Below are 14,616 nucleotides of genomic sequence, written 5' to 3'. Positions count from 1 at the left end.
GCATCGCTTGAGCTGACGTCTTCGCGGGCAAGCCCAGCTCCTACAGTTCCGAGTCGTCCACAAAACCGCTGATCGACACAAAATTGTAGGAGCAGGGCTTGCCCGCGAAGAGCCCCGCGAGCTGTATACCGTTCATACGGGCGCCGCCAGTAACCGGTTGTCAGTCGGCCTTCTGGTAGGCGTCGATCACTTCCTGGGCCGCGCGGAATGCGTCGATGGCCGCCGGCACGCCGGCATACACCGCGCAATGCAGCAGCGCCTCGCGAATTTCTTCCACCGTGCAGCCATTGTTCAAGGCGCCGCGAACGTGGCCCTTGAGTTCCTGTGGACACTTGAGCGCGGTCAGCGCCGCCAGGGTAATCAGGCTGCGGGTCTTCAGCGGCAGCCCTTCACGGTTCCAGACACTGCCCCAGGCATGTTCGTTGACGAAGTCCTGCAACGGCTGGCTGAATTCGGTGGCATTGCCCAGGGCACGGTCGACGAACGCATCGCCCATGACCTGACGACGCATCTCGACACCAGGTTTCTTCTGATCGGTCATTGCAGCAGCTCCTATGAGTGTTGGCGACGCCAGGCTCTTCGCGTACTGAACAGCAGGAACGCACAGAGCGCCGGCAGGATGAAAAACAGCATCAGGCGTTCCAGCTTTTCCGCCATCGGCATGCCGGTGGTAAACCACACCACGTGCAGGCCGTAGGCCAGGTACAAGCCGAGAAACAACAGGCCCTCGGCACGGGTGATGCGGTAGCCGGAATAGAACACCGGCCAGCACAGCAGCGCAACGCCGAGCATCACCGGCAGGTCGAAGGCCAGGGCATTGGGCGATACCGACAGGGGCGCGGGGGCGATCAGCGCGGTGAAACCGAGTACGCCCAGCAAGTTGAACAGGTTTCCACCGATCACATTGCCCACGGCAATATCCCGCTGGCCGCACACGGCCGCGATCAGTGAGGTGGCCAGTTGTGGCAACGAAGTACCGACCGCCACCACGGTCAGGCCGATGATGCGCTCGGACAGGCCCAGTTCGGTGGCCACGTCCACGGCGGCGTCCAGCAGCAGGTGCCCGGCTATCCCCAGCAATGCCAAGCCCAGGCCCATCCACGCCAGGCTGCTCAACCAGGGCGCGGGTTGGCGCGCGACGGCCAGAGGCTGCACGGTGTGGCTGTGATGTCGCGATTGCCGCAGCAGCAGGCCGAGGTACAGCGCAAAGGCACTCAGCATCAGCAGGCCGTCGAAGCGGCCCAGTTGCTCATTGAATGCCAGGCCGAACACCAGGAGGCTGGCGAGGATCATCAGCGGAATGTCCAGGCGGATCAGCTGGCGCGAGACCCGCAAGGGCATGATCAGCGCCGACAGGCCCAGGGTGACCAGGGTATTGAAAATATTACCGCCGATCACGCTGCCCACGGCGATATCGACATTCTCGGCGACGGCCGCCTGCACGCTGACCGCCAGTTGCGGCGCGCTGCTGCCGAAGGCGACGACGGTCAGGCCGACAAGCAGCGGTCGGACGCCCAGGCTCGCGGCCAGGCGCACGGCCGCCCGCACCAGCAGTTCGGCGCCGATAATCAGCAGCAGCAGGCCGCCGCTCAGTTGCAGCAGGCTCAGCCAGGGCAGGGTGGTCAATCCGAAAATGGCGGGGCTCCAGCAGTCAGTCGTCGAGGCTTTGGATGCGGACGCGGGCGGTGCCGTTTTGCAACATGCCCAATTGGGCGGCCGCATCGCGTGAAAGATCGATCAGCCGCCCACGGGTGTGCGGGCCGCGATCATTGACCCGCACTATGACGGATTTGTCGTTGGCCAGGTTGGTGACTTTCACCCGGGTGCCGAAGGGCAGTTGGCGGTGGGCGGCGGTCAGGGCGTGCTGGTTGAAGGGTTCACCGCTGGCGGTACGTTTGCCTTGGTGCTTGGCGCCGTAATACGAAGCCATGCCGGTTTCATCGTAGCCGCGCGGGTCGATTTCGTGGCTGGCGCAGCCGGCCAGCAGGCTGAGGAGGGCAAGGGCGGCGAGCAGGCGCTTCATCGGATGTCCTCTAACGGTTGGCCTGTGAGGTTTCTAGAGGGCGAGGGCCTCATCGCTGCGATGCGGCGTCCCGACAAGCCAGGCTCCTACAGGATCACGTCGAACACAAGAGTTGTGTTCGACGCTGAACTTGTGGGAGCGGAGCTTGCCCGCGAAGCTTTTGGCTCTTGAAAGCCAGGTCGCTATCAGCCTTCGAGCTTGCTTTTCAGCAACTCGTTCACTTGTTGCGGGTTGGCCTTGCCCTTGGAGGCTTTCATCGCCTGGCCGACAAAGAAGCCGAACATCTTGCCGCGCTTGGCTTCATCCGCCGCCCGATACTGCTCGACCTGCTCGGCATTGGCCGCGAGCACTTCGTCCAGGACCTTCTCGATGGCACCGCTGTCCGTGACCTGCTTCAGGCCACGGGCTTCGATCACCTCGTCGGCGCTGCCTTCACCATTGGCCATGGCCTCGAAGACCATCTTGGCGATCTTGCCGGAGATGGTGTTGTCGCTGATCCGCAACAACATACCGCCCAGTTGCTCGGCCGTGACCGGCGCCTGGTCGATGTCCACGCCCAGCTTGTTCAGCAGGCTGCCCAGCTCGACCATGACCCAGTTGGCCGCCAGCTTGGCGTCGCCACCGATGCTCACGACTTTCTCGAAGTAGTCCGCCTGCTCGCGGCTGGAGGCCAGTACGCTGGCATCGTAGACCGACAGGCCGAACTGTTCCTGGAAGCGCTCGCGTTTCTGTGGTGGCAGCTCCGGCAGTTGCGCGCGGACATCATCGAGGAACGTATCCTCGATAACCACCGGCAACAGGTCCGGGTCGGGGAAGTAACGGTAATCGTTGGCTTCCTCCTTGCTGCGCATGGCGCGGGTCTCGTCCTTGTTCGGGTCGTACAGGCGGGTCTGCTGGATTACCTTGCCGCCGTCCTCGATCAGCTCGATCTGGCGCCGCACTTCAGTGTTGATCGCCTTCTCGATAAAGCGGAACGAGTTGACGTTCTTGATCTCGCAGCGGGTGCCGAACTCGATCTGGCCCTTGGGCCGGACCGAAACGTTGCAGTCGCAACGCAACGAACCTTCGGCCATGTTGCCGTCGCAGATACCCAGGTAGCGCACCAGCGCGTGGATCGCCTTGACGTAGGCCACGGCTTCCTTGGCGTTGCGCATGTCCGGTTCGGAAACGATTTCCAGCAGCGGCGTGCCGGCGCGGTTCAGGTCGATGCCGGTGGCGCCGCTGAAGTCCTCGTGCAGGCTCTTGCCGGCGTCTTCTTCCAGGTGCGCGCGGGTGATGCCGACACGCTTGACGGTGCCGTCTTCCAGGGTGATGTCCAGGTGGCCCTTGCCGACGATCGGCAGTTCCATCTGGCTGATCTGGTAGCCCTTGGGCAGGTCCGGGTAGAAGTAGTTCTTGCGCGCGAACACGTTGTGCTGGCCGATCTCGGCGTCGATGGCCAGGCCGAACTTCACCGCCATGCGCACCGCTTCCTGGTTCAGCACCGGCAGGGTACCCGGCATGCCCAGGTCAACCAGGCTCGCCTGGGTGTTCGGCTCGGAACCGAAGGTGGTGGCGCTGCCGGAGAAAATCTTCGATTGGGTGGCGAGCTGGGTATGAATCTCCAGCCCGATCACGACTTCCCATTGCATGTGTTTCTCCTCAGAAGCCTTCAGGTGTGCGGGTGTGCCAGTCAGTGTTGAGCTGATACTGGTGCGCAACGTTGAGCAGACGGCCTTCCTGGAAATACGGCGCCAGCAGTTGCACGCCCACCGGCAGGCCGTCGACGAAGCCGGCCGGCATGGACAGGCCCGGCAGGCCCGCGAGGTTGGCGGTGATGGTATAGAAGTCTTCCAGGTATTCAGCGATCGGGTCGCTGTTCTTGGCGCCAATTTTCCAGGCCGGGTTCGGCGTGGTCGGGCCGAGGATGATATCGACTTCAGCGAAGGCCGCCATGAAGTCGTTCTTGATCAGCCGCCGGATTTTCTGCGCCTGCAGGTAGTAGGCGTCGTAGTAGCCGGCCGACAGCGCGTAGGCACCGACCAGGATGCGGCGCTGGACTTCCGCGCCGAAGCCCTCGCCACGGGAACGCTTGTACAGGTCGGTGAGGTCTTTCGGGTCTGCGCAGCGATAGCCGAAACGCACGCCGTCGAAGCGCGACAGGTTCGACGAGGCTTCCGCCGGGGCGATCACGTAGTACGCGGGAATCGCGTGCTGCATGTTCGGCAGGCTGATTTCCTTGATGGTCGCGCCCAGTTTCTCAAGCTCCTTGATGCTCGCCTGGATCCGTTCGGCGATGCGCGGGTCGAGGCCGGCGCTGAAGTATTCCTTGGGCACGCCGATGCGCAGGCCCTGGATCGAGGCGTTCAGGCCGGCGGAGTAATCCGGTACCGGCTCGTCGATGCTGGTGGAGTCCTGCGGGTCGAAGCCGGCCATGCCTTGCAGCAGCAGGGCGCAGTCTTCGGCGCTGCGCGCCAGCGGGCCAGCCTGATCGAGGCTGGAGGCGTAGGCGATCATGCCCCAGCGCGAAACCCGACCATAGGTCGGTTTCAGCCCGGTGAGGTTGGTCAGTGCCGCCGGCTGGCGGATCGAACCGCCGGTGTCGGTACCGGTGGCGGCCGGCAGCAGGCGCGCGGCAACCGCCGCCGCCGAGCCGCCAGACGAACCGCCCGGCACATGTTCCAGGTTCCACGGGTTTCTCGCCGGGCCGTAGTAGCTCGATTCGTTGCCCGAGCCCATGGCGAATTCGTCCATGTTGGTCTTGCCCAGGGTCACGGTGCCGGTCGCGGCCAGCTTGGCGACCACGGTGGCGTCGTAGGGCGCCTTGAAGTTGTCGAGCATCTTCGAGCCGCAGCTGGTGCGGATGCCCTGGGTGCAGAACAGGTCCTTGTGGGCGATCGGCGCGCCGAGCAGGGCGCCGTTCTCGCCAGCGGCACGGCGGGCGTCGGCGGCCTTGGCCTGGCTCAGGGCCAGGTCCTCGGTGAGGCTGATGAAGCTGTTGAGCTGCGGGTCGAGCTGGGCGATACGCGCCAGCAGGGTCCGGGTCAGCTCTTCGGCGGAGAATTTCTTGTCGGCGAGGCCACGGGCGATCTCGGCCAGGGTCATCTGATGCATTGCAGGCTCTTTCCCTTTAGTCGATGACTTTCGGAACCAGGTACAGGCCGTTTTCGACCGCTGGCGCGATGGACTGATAAGCCTCGCGGTGATTTCGCTCGGTCACGACGTCGGCGCGCAGGCGCTGATTCGCTTCCAGAGGGTGGGCAAGCGGTTCGATGCCGCTGGTGTCGACCGCTTGCATCTGGTCGACCAGGCCCAGAATGCTGTTCAGGGCTTCGGTGGTGCGTGGAAGATCGGCTTCGACCAGGCCCAGGCGGGCCAGGTGAGCGATTTTTTCCACGTCGGAGCGTTCAAGCGCCATGGGGATCTCCAGTGGAAAACCGGACGGAAGGGGTCCGTTCGGTTAGGCAATACACAATAAAGAGTGTCAATAAGTGCGGGCGCGACTTACGATTGTCGGAACACTACCGCATTTCTACGGTCACATGGCCGCGATTGTATGGGATGGTGCTCGGAAAAACGCCTAATTTAGCATATTGGCGCCTTGCCCAAAATCCCCGTCGTTGTTAGAGTTTGCCGCACTTTTTTACCCACGCGTTGCCCAGGGTCCCTTTCCAATGTTCAAGAAACTGCGTGGCATGTTTTCCAGCGATCTCTCCATCGACCTGGGCACAGCCAACACACTTATCTACGTGCGCGAGCGCGGCATCGTCCTGAATGAGCCATCGGTTGTTGCGATTCGCACCCATGGCAACCAGAAAAGTGTCGTGGCCGTCGGCACCGAGGCCAAGCGCATGCTCGGGCGCACGCCGGGCAATATCGCCGCCATTCGTCCGATGAAGGACGGCGTGATCGCCGATTTCAGCGTCTGTGAAAAGATGCTGCAGTACTTCATCAACAAGGTGCACGAAAACAGCTTCCTGCAGCCCAGCCCGCGGGTGCTGATTTGCGTGCCATGCAAGTCGACCCAGGTCGAGCGCCGTGCCATCCGTGAATCGGCCCTCGGTGCCGGTGCCCGTGAAGTGTTCCTGATCGAAGAACCGATGGCCGCCGCTATCGGTGCCGGCCTGCCGGTGGAAGAAGCTCGCGGTTCGATGGTTGTCGATATCGGTGGTGGTACCACTGAAATCGCGCTGATCTCCCTGAACGGCGTGGTCTATGCCGAATCCGTAAGGGTCGGCGGCGACCGCTTCGACGAAGCGATCATCACTTACGTGCGGCGCAACTACGGCAGCCTGATTGGCGAATCCACCGCCGAGCGCATCAAGCAGGAAATTGGTACGGCCTATCCAGGCGGCGAAGTGCGTGAAGTCGATGTGCGCGGTCGCAACCTGGCCGAAGGCGTGCCACGTGCCTTCACCCTGAATTCCAACGAAGTGCTGGAAGCCTTGCAGGAATCCCTGGCGACCATCGTCCAGGCGGTGAAAAGCGCCCTGGAGCAATCGCCTCCGGAACTGGCCTCGGACATCGCCGAGCGCGGTCTGGTGCTGACCGGTGGTGGTGCGCTGCTGCGTGACCTCGACAAGCTGCTGGCCCAGGAAACCGGTCTGCCGGTCATCGTTGCCGAAGATCCGCTGACCTGCGTCGCCCGTGGCGGCGGCCGTGCCCTGGAAATGATGGATAAGCACACCATGGATCTGCTTTCCAGCGAGTAAGTTCGCTGAGAAGCTCTATGCTGTTCGGCTCACAGGCAGCACTTTGCAGTGCTGCCTGTTGCGTTTACCTTCTGTCAGTCTGCATCCAGGCCGGTGTGATGCCGTATGAATAAAATGACTCATTGCCTGGGAGGAGCGGCTTATTAAACCGCTTTTTGCCAAAGGCCCCTCATTGGGCGTGCGCTTGTTGGTGCTGGTCGTGCTATCGGTCGCGCTGATGGTGGTCGATGCCCGTTTCACGCTGCTCAAGCCGGTGCGCAGCCAGATGTCGCTGGTGCTGATGGAGTCCTATTGGATTACCGACCTGCCGCAGCGCTTGTGGCAAGGCGTGGCCAGTCAGTTCGGCAGTCGTACCGAACTGGTCGCCGAGAACGAGAAACTCAAGACCGAGAATCTGCTGTTGCAAGGGCGCCTGCAAAAACTCGCGGCCTTGACCGAGCAGAACGTGCGCCTGCGCGAGTTGCTCAATTCTTCGGCGCTGGTCAACGAGAAGGTCGAAGTGGCCGAACTGATCGGCATGGACCCCAATCCCTTCACTCATCGCATCATCATCAACAAGGGTGAACGTGATGGCGTGGTGCTCGGGCAACCGGTGCTCGATGCCCGAGGCCTGATGGGCCAGGTGGTCGAGTTGATGCCCTACACCTCGCGGGTGCTGCTGCTCACCGACACCACCCATAGCATTCCGGTGCAGGTCAACCGCAACGGCCTGCGGGCGATTGCCAGCGGTACTGGCAATCCCGAGCGCCTGGAGTTGCGGCATGTGGCCGACACCGCCGACATCAAGGAAGGTGACCTGCTGGTCAGTTCCGGCCTGGGCCAGCGTTTTCCCGCGGGTTACCCGGTAGCGACGGTCAAGGAAGTGATTCATGATTCCGGCCAGCCTTTCGCCATTGTCCGTGCCGTGCCGACGGCCGCGTTGAACCGCAGCCGCTACCTGTTGCTGGTGTTCAGCGACAGCCGTACCCCGGAAGAGCGCGCCAACGAAGCGGCGCAGGCCCAGGAAGCGGATCGTCAGGGCGGTGATGGCGCGCCGGCGGTGCCGGCCACGGTGCCCAAGTCCGCTGCCGCGCCAGTGACGCCTGCCAAGCCAGCCGTCCCTGCCGCCGCGCCGGCAACCTCGACCAAACCGGCCGCTCCCGCCGCCACGCCGGCAACCCCGGCCAAACCGGCGGCCCATGCCGTCAAGCCCGCGCAGGCCAAACCACCCGCCAGCAAGCCGCCGGCGACGACACGGGCCGCCCCGCGGACGGAGGAATAATGGCCGATACCTTTTCCCACAATAGCTGGATCGTCTGGCTGACCTTCGCCATCGGCCTGCTGCTCAGCGTTTCACCGCTGCCACAGTTCATGGAGATCCTGCGTCCACTCTGGCTGGCCCTGTTGCTGGCGTTCTGGGCGTTGTACCTGCCGCACCAGATCGGCATGGTCACCGCGTTCCTGCTGGGGCTGGCCGAAGATGTGCTCTACGGCACCCTGCTGGGCCAGAACGCACTGATCCTGACCCTTATCACCTTCCTTGTGCTGTCGCTGCAACAACGCCTGCGAATGTTCCCGATGTGGCAGCAGAGCCTGGTGATCCTGGTGATCTTCGGCCTGGCGCAGTTGGTGCAACTCTGGCTCAGCGCCTTGACCGGCAATCGCCAGCCGACCCTGGCGCTGGTGTTGCCGGCCCTGGTCAGCGCCTTGCTCTGGCCCTGGGTCAGCTTCGGTTTACGTGGATTGCGCCGACGTTTCAAGATCAACTGACAGGATCTTGCGTGCCATTTCCGGGTGAGCTGATGATTCTGCTGAATAGCTCCTATAAAAAGAGCCCCGACATGGAGATGTCTCGATGACCTCGCTCTACCTGGCTTCCGGCTCACCGCGGCGGCGCGAACTGCTGACACAGATCGGCGTGCCGTTCAGCACCATCAGTGCCGAGATCGACGAAACCCCACTGCCTGATGAAAGCCCACTGGCCTATGTCGAGCGCCTGGCACGCGGCAAGGCCGCGGTCGGTCGCGCGCGCTTGAGCGCCGGACAATCGGCGGCTGGCACTTGCGTGCTGGGCGCCGACACCGCCGTGGTGCTGGACGGGCGGATTCTCGGCAAACCGCTGGATGAAGCGGATGCGGTGGCCATGCTGCTGGCGTTGTCCGCGCGTGAGCACGAAGTGCTGACCGCTATTGCCGTGCTCGACGGCGAGCGCTGCGAGTCTCGTGTGGTGCGCAGCTTGGTGAAATTTCGCACGATAAATTCAGAAGAAGCTCATACCTACTGGTCCAGCGGCGAGCCGCGGGACAAGGCTGGCGCCTATGCTATCCAAGGCCTGGCGGCAGTTTTCGTCGCCGGCTTGAACGGCAGTTATTCCGCTGTCGTCGGCCTGCCCGTGTGCGAAACCGCAGAACTGCTCGGCCATTTCGGCATACCCTGTTGGCAAAACCTTGTCGTGCGCTGACTGTCGCACGCCCGTGATACGGCAACTTTATTGTGAACACGCCTGAACGAGACCCAGCCATGAGTGAAGAGATCCTGATCAACATCACGCCGATGGAATCGCGCGTGGCGGTGGTAGAGAACGGTGTGTTGCAAGAGGTTCATGTCGAACGTACGCAAAAGCGCGGCATCGTCGGCAATATCTACAAGGGCAAGGTGGTGCGGGTGTTGCCGGGCATGCAGGCGGCGTTCGTCGATATCGGCCTGGATCGGGCGGCATTTATCCATGCCTCGGAAATTTCCATGCGCGAAGGACCTGCGGTGGAGAGCATCAGTGCGCTGGTACACGAAGGGCAGAGCCTGGTGGTGCAAGTCACCAAGGACCCCATCGGTACCAAGGGCGCGCGCCTGACCACGCAGTTGTCGATCCCGTCGCGCTACCTGGTGTACATGCCGCGTACCGCGCATGTCGGTATTTCCCTGAAAATCGAGGACGAAGCCGAGCGCGAACGCCTCAAGCAGGTGGTCAGCGATTGCGTGGCCCGCGAAGGCATCACCGAAGCCGGCGGCTTTATCCTGCGCACGGCGGCCGAGGGCGCCGGGGCGGACGAGATCATGATGGACATCCGCTACCTGCGGCGCCTCTGGGACCAGATCGGCGCGCAGATCAAGACCATCGGCGCGCCCAGCGTGATCTATGAAGACCTTGGCCTGGCCCTGCGCACCCTGCGCGACCTGGTCAGCCCGAAGATCGAGAAAATTCGCATCGACTCGCGGGAAACCTTTCAGAGGACCACGCAGTTCGTCGCCGAACTGATGCCGGAAATCGCCGACCGCCTGGAGCATTACCCCGGCGAGCGACCGATCTTCGACCTGTATGGTGTCGAGGACGAGATCCAGAAGGCCCTGGAACGCAAGGTCCCGCTCAAGTCCGGCGGCTACCTGGTGGTGGACCCGGCCGAAGCCATGAGCACCATCGACGTCAATACCGGGGCGTTCGTCGGTCATCGCAACCTCGAGGAAACCATCTTCAAGACCAACCTGGAAGCAGCCACCGCGATTGCCCGGCAACTGCGCCTGCGCAACCTGGGCGGGATCATCATCATCGACTTCATCGACATGGAAGACGAGGAGCACCAGCGCCAGGTCCTGCGGACCCTGGAAAAGCAACTGGAGCGCGATCACGCCAAGACCAACATCATCGGCATCACCGAGCTGGGCCTGGTCCAGATGACCCGCAAGCGCACGCGCGAAAGCCTTGAGCAGGTGCTGTGCGAGCCCTGCGGCAGTTGCCAGGGACGCGGCAAACTGAAAACCCCGGAAACGGTTTGCTACGAGATTTTTCGTGAAATTTTGCGCGAAGCCCGCGCCTACCAGGCCGAAGGTTATAGAGTGTTGGCCAACCAGAAAGTCGTCGACCGGCTGCTGGATGAGGAGTCCGGCAATGTCGCCGAGCTGGAGGGCTTTATCGGGCGCACCATTCGCTTTCAGGTCGAGACCATGTATTCCCAGGAACAATATGACGTGGTGCTGCTCTGATTTCCCGCATTGAAGAAAACCTGCCTGTTCGCTCCTGCGTCGGCCTGTTCACTGAACCTTGCCTGAGGGGGCACTGACATGGAGCGTCTGACACGCTTTGTTGCCGGCCTGGCCCGTTGGAGCATGGGGCTCTGTGCGCTGCTGCTGGTGCTGGTGGCCTTGTATGCCAGCCTGGGCCGGCAACTGGTGCCGCTGGTGGCCGAGTATCGCGCCGAGATCGAAGACAAGGCCCAGGCCGCCGTCGGCCTGCGGCTGTCCATCGGCCGTCTGGAAGGCCGCTGGCGTGGCCTGGCCCCGGTGTTGCTGGCCCACGATGTGAAGGTCGGCGAGGGGGCCTCGGCGCTGTTGCTGGACAAGGTCCAGGTGATTCCCGATCTCTGGGCCAGCCTGCGGGCCCGCGAAGTGCGGGTTGCCCATCTTGAACTGAGCGGTCTGCAACTGAGCCTGAAGGAAGACCAGGACGGCCGCTGGGCGCTCCAGGGGCTGCCGCTACAGGACGACCAGCCGTTTGATCCCGGGCAGTTGCTGACGCGTCTGCAGATGATCAAGCAGTTGTCGGTGCTCGACAGCCAGGTCACCTTGCAGCCGTTCGGCGAAGCGCCGCTGGCCCTCACTTATGTCGGCCTCAACCTGGAGAGCGGTGTTGCCCGCCAGCGCCTCGACCTGCGCCTGAATTTGCCCGACGGCCAGCCCCTGGCCCTTAACCTGCAAACCCGCCTGGAGGCCGACGATTGGCGCAACGGCGCGGCGCAAGCCTACCTGAGCCTGCCGCAAAGCGACTGGGCGCGCTGGTTGCCGAAGCGCCTGAGCGGGCAATGGAAAATCAGCGAGCTCAAGGCCGGTGGCGAGCTGTGGTTGAATTGGGCCGATGGCACCCTGCAGAGCGCCGTGGCCCGGCTCAATGCCCCGCAATTCCAGGGTGCCTACGCCGAGCGCAAGGCGCTGCGCATTGACAACCTGGCTCTCAACGCCCATGTCCAGCACACCGGACAGGGCTTCGACGTACAGTTCGACTCCCTGGCGATGAGCCTGGGCGACACGCGCTGGGAAAGCCATCTGCAACTGCAACAGCTCGCCGCTACCGACAAGGCGCCGGAGCGCTGGCACCTGCAGGCCGATCGCCTGGACCTGACGCCGATCACCCCGTTGCTCGAGGCGTTGGTGCCCTTGCCCGAGGGCCCGGCCACGGTGATCGATCACCTGAAAGTGACGGGGGCCTTGCGTAATGTGCTGCTGGATTACCGTCCGGGGGAAAGCGGCGATCAGAAACTGAGTTTCGCGGCGAATCTGGAGCGGGTCGGCTTCGACGCCTACCACGGCGCCCCGGCGGCCCGTAATGTCAGCGGCAGCATCAGCGGCGATCTCGGCCAGGGCGAACTGCGCCTGGACAGCAAGGATTTCTCGCTGCACCTGTACCCGATCTTCAACAATCCCTGGCAGTACCTGCAGGCCAATGCCCGCCTGACCTGGCGCCTGGATCAGGACAGCTTCACCCTGATCGCGCCCTATATCAAGGTGCTCGGGGAAGAGGGCAAGATCGCCGCCGACTTCCTCATTCGCCTGCACTTCGCCCCGGGCACGGAAGACTACATGGACCTGCGGGTCGGCCTGGTGGATGGCGAGGGGCGGTTCACGTCCAAGTACCTGCCGGCAGCGTTGAGCCCGTCGCTGGATGAATGGTTGCGCAACTCGATCCTGCATGGCGCGGTCGAGCAGGGCTTCTTCCAGTACCAGGGCTCGCTGAACCATGACGCCTCGGCGGCGGCGCGCAATATCAGCCTGTTTTTCAAGGTGCATGATACGGAGCTGGCGTTCCAGCCGGGTTGGCCGCATGTCAGCAAGGTCAAGGGCGATGTCTTCATCGAGGACAGCGGCGTGCGGATCAAGGCCAGCGAAGGCCAGTTGCTCGACACCCAGGTCCGCGACATCGTGGTCAATATTCCCCATGTGCCCAGCGGGCAACATAGCCGCATGTTGCTTGATGGCAACTTTGCCGGCGGGCTGGGCGACGGCCTGAAGATTCTCCAGGAGGCGCCGATCGGCACCGCCGCAACCTTTGCCGGCTGGCAGGCCACGGGTGACCTGTCGGGCAAGGTGAGCCTCGATGTGCCGCTGGTCAAGGCCGAGGAACCGAAGATCCTGGTGGACTTCAAGACCGACAAGGCCAGTCTCAAACTACCTGATCCGGCCCTGGAACTGAGTCAGCTCAAGGGTGACTTCCGCTTCGACAGCGCCAAGGGCCTGAGTGCCAGCAACATCAGCGCCCAGGCGTTCGAGCGGCCCATCAGCGCGCAGATTTTTGCCGATGGCAAGCCGGGTAGCCTCAACACCCGGGTCGTGGCCAAGGGGCAGGTGGCGATCAAGAAACTCAGCGATTGGTTGAGTGTCAGCCAGCCATTGCCGGTCTCGGGCGATCTGCCCTACCAGTTGCAACTGACCTTGAATGGCGCCGACAGCCAACTGCTGATCAACTCCAGCCTCAAGGGGGTTGCCGTCGACTTGCCAGCGCCGTTCGGCATGCCGGCGAGCCAGGGCCGCGATAGCGTGTTCCGCATGACCTTGCAGGGCGCCGAGCGGCGTTACGGGTTCGATTACGGCAACCTGGCCCACTTCACCTTTGCCGCGCCGAGCGGCAAGTTCGGCGATGGGCGTGGCGAGTTGTTCCTCGGCGAAGGCGATGCCCAGTTACCAGCGACCCAGGGGTTGCGGATCCGCGGCGTGTTGTCGGAGCTGGACCTGGAACCGTGGAAAGCGCTGGTCGACCGCTATGCCGGCCAGGACCCGGGCGGCAGCGCCAAGCAATTGCTCGGCAGCGCGGATTTCAAGGTCGACAAGCTCAATGGCTTCGGTACCCAGTTCGACCAGGTGAGCTTGCAGATGGCTCGCGGCGCCAATGCCTGGGGCTTGCAGATCGACAGTCGGCAGGCCAAGGGCAGCGTGACCTTGCCGGATGCCAAGGGCGCGCCGATTGCTGTCAAGCTGGCCTATGTGCGTCTGCCGGCACCGGACCCGAGCGTAGTGGCCGATGAGAATGCCCCGGACCCGCTGGCTTCGGTCGATCCCCGGCAGATTCCGGCGGTGGACTTGACTATCGAGCAGCTATTCCAGGGTAACGACCTGGTAGGTGCCTGGTCGCTCAAGGCGCGCCCGACGCCCAAGGGGATCAAGCTCAATGACCTCAATCTCGGTCTCAAGGGCATGCTCCTGCAAGGTTCCGGTGGTTGGGAAGGCGTACCCGGCACCAGCGGCAGTTGGTTCAATGGGCGGCTGGAAGGCAAGAACCTGGCGGATGTACTCAAGGCCTGGAGCTTTGCCCCCACGGTGACCAGTGAGGACTTCCATATGGACGTCGACGGTCGCTGGCCGGGCTCGCCGGCCTGGGTCGGACCCAAGCGCTTTTCAGGCAGTATCGATGCGACCCTGAACAAGGGCCAGTTCGTCGAGGCCGACGGTAGCGCCCAGGCGCTGCGGGTGTTCGGCCTGTTGAACTTCAACTCCATCGGTCGCCGCCTGCGCCTGGACTTTTCCGACCTGTTGGGCAAAGGCCTGAGCTATGACCGGGTCAAGGGCCTGCTGGTGGCCAGTGATGGTGTCTATGTCACGCGCAATCCGATCACCCTGACGGGGCCTTCGAGCAACCTGGAGCTCAATGGCACCCTCGACATGGTCGCCGACCGGGTCGATGCCAAGCTGCTGGTGACCTTGCCGGTGACCAACAACCTGCCGATTGCCGCGTTGATCGTCGGCGCACCGGCCATCGGTGGCGCGCTGTTCCTGATCGACAAGTTGATCGGCGACCGCGTGGCGCGCTTCGCCAGTGTCAAATACAGCGTCACCGGTCCGTGGAAAGAACCGAAGATCACCTTCGACAAACCGTTCGACCAATCGAAGTAAGGTCCCGGCGCAAAAGCGTTGTGCTGGTATTTTTCGTACAGGGCGTGGCGG

At 63.2% G+C, this 14,616-nt stretch carries 12 protein-coding genes; 6 read left to right on the top strand and 6 right to left on the bottom strand.

Features of this window, described 5'->3' with window-relative positions:
• Positions 1 to 160 precede the first annotated feature (160 nt).
• From PFEN_RS03815 to gatC, 6 genes are all read right to left on the bottom strand, one after another.
• Positions 161 to 541 (bottom strand): carboxymuconolactone decarboxylase family protein, encoded by a 381-nt coding sequence (locus tag PFEN_RS03815; RefSeq protein ID WP_040064245.1) that lies wholly within the window; start codon positions 539 to 541, stop codon positions 161 to 163.
• A gap of 11 nt (positions 542 to 552) precedes the next feature.
• A complete protein-coding gene (locus tag PFEN_RS03810; protein WP_412071377.1) occupies positions 553 to 1,626 on the bottom strand; it encodes a calcium/sodium antiporter in 1,074 nt (357 codons plus the stop codon).
• 25 nt (positions 1,627 to 1,651) lie between these two features.
• On the bottom strand, positions 1,652 to 2,023 hold the full coding sequence (locus tag PFEN_RS03805) for a septal ring lytic transglycosylase RlpA family protein (protein ID WP_191485697.1): 372 nt from the start codon (positions 2,021 to 2,023) through the stop codon (positions 1,652 to 1,654).
• Between the two features lie 185 nt (positions 2,024 to 2,208).
• Positions 2,209 to 3,654 (bottom strand): Asp-tRNA(Asn)/Glu-tRNA(Gln) amidotransferase subunit GatB, encoded by a 1,446-nt coding sequence (gene gatB, locus PFEN_RS03800; RefSeq protein WP_191485696.1) that lies wholly within the window; start codon positions 3,652 to 3,654, stop codon positions 2,209 to 2,211.
• 10 nt (positions 3,655 to 3,664) lie between these two features.
• Positions 3,665 to 5,116, bottom strand: coding sequence for an Asp-tRNA(Asn)/Glu-tRNA(Gln) amidotransferase subunit GatA (gene gatA / locus PFEN_RS03795; protein ID WP_191485695.1), 1,452 nt, complete (start codon positions 5,114 to 5,116; stop codon positions 3,665 to 3,667).
• A gap of 16 nt (positions 5,117 to 5,132) precedes the next feature.
• Positions 5,133 to 5,420: an Asp-tRNA(Asn)/Glu-tRNA(Gln) amidotransferase subunit GatC gene (gene gatC, locus PFEN_RS03790; protein WP_191485694.1), complete on the bottom strand. Its 288-nt coding sequence runs from the start codon at positions 5,418 to 5,420 to the stop codon at positions 5,133 to 5,135.
• A gap of 256 nt (positions 5,421 to 5,676) precedes the next feature.
• Here gatC and mreB point away from each other — a divergent pair, with 256 nt between their 5' ends.
• From mreB to PFEN_RS03760, 6 genes are all read left to right on the top strand, one after another.
• Positions 5,677 to 6,714, top strand: a complete 1,038-nt coding sequence (gene mreB, locus PFEN_RS03785; protein ID WP_002555108.1) for a rod shape-determining protein MreB — start codon at positions 5,677 to 5,679, stop codon at positions 6,712 to 6,714.
• Positions 6,715 to 6,886: 172 nt separating this feature from the next.
• Positions 6,887 to 7,975, top strand: a complete 1,089-nt coding sequence (mreC, locus tag PFEN_RS03780; RefSeq protein WP_412071376.1) for a rod shape-determining protein MreC — start codon at positions 6,887 to 6,889, stop codon at positions 7,973 to 7,975.
• A complete protein-coding gene (mreD, locus tag PFEN_RS03775; protein ID WP_191485693.1) occupies positions 7,975 to 8,463 on the top strand; it encodes a rod shape-determining protein MreD in 489 nt (162 codons plus the stop codon). Before mreC ends, mreD begins: the two co-directional genes overlap by 1 nt.
• 85 nt (positions 8,464 to 8,548) lie before the next feature.
• The gene (locus PFEN_RS03770; RefSeq protein ID WP_191485692.1) at positions 8,549 to 9,154 is read left to right on the top strand and encodes a Maf family protein; all 606 of its coding nucleotides are present in this window, start codon (positions 8,549 to 8,551) and stop codon (positions 9,152 to 9,154) included.
• A 59-nt stretch (positions 9,155 to 9,213) separates the two neighbouring features.
• Positions 9,214 to 10,671, top strand: coding sequence for a ribonuclease G (rng, locus tag PFEN_RS03765; RefSeq protein WP_191485691.1), 1,458 nt, complete (start codon positions 9,214 to 9,216; stop codon positions 10,669 to 10,671).
• A gap of 78 nt (positions 10,672 to 10,749) precedes the next feature.
• Positions 10,750 to 14,565, top strand: coding sequence for a YhdP family protein (locus tag PFEN_RS03760; RefSeq protein WP_191485690.1), 3,816 nt, complete (start codon positions 10,750 to 10,752; stop codon positions 14,563 to 14,565).
• Positions 14,566 to 14,616: the final 51 nt, after the last annotated feature.

The sequence above is a fragment of the Pseudomonas sp. FEN genome (genome assembly GCF_904067045.1).
Classification (GTDB): domain Bacteria; phylum Pseudomonadota; class Gammaproteobacteria; order Pseudomonadales; family Pseudomonadaceae; genus Aquipseudomonas.
Note: the sequence above shows the minus strand (reverse complement) of the source record. Positions and strands in the feature narration are given on the sequence as shown.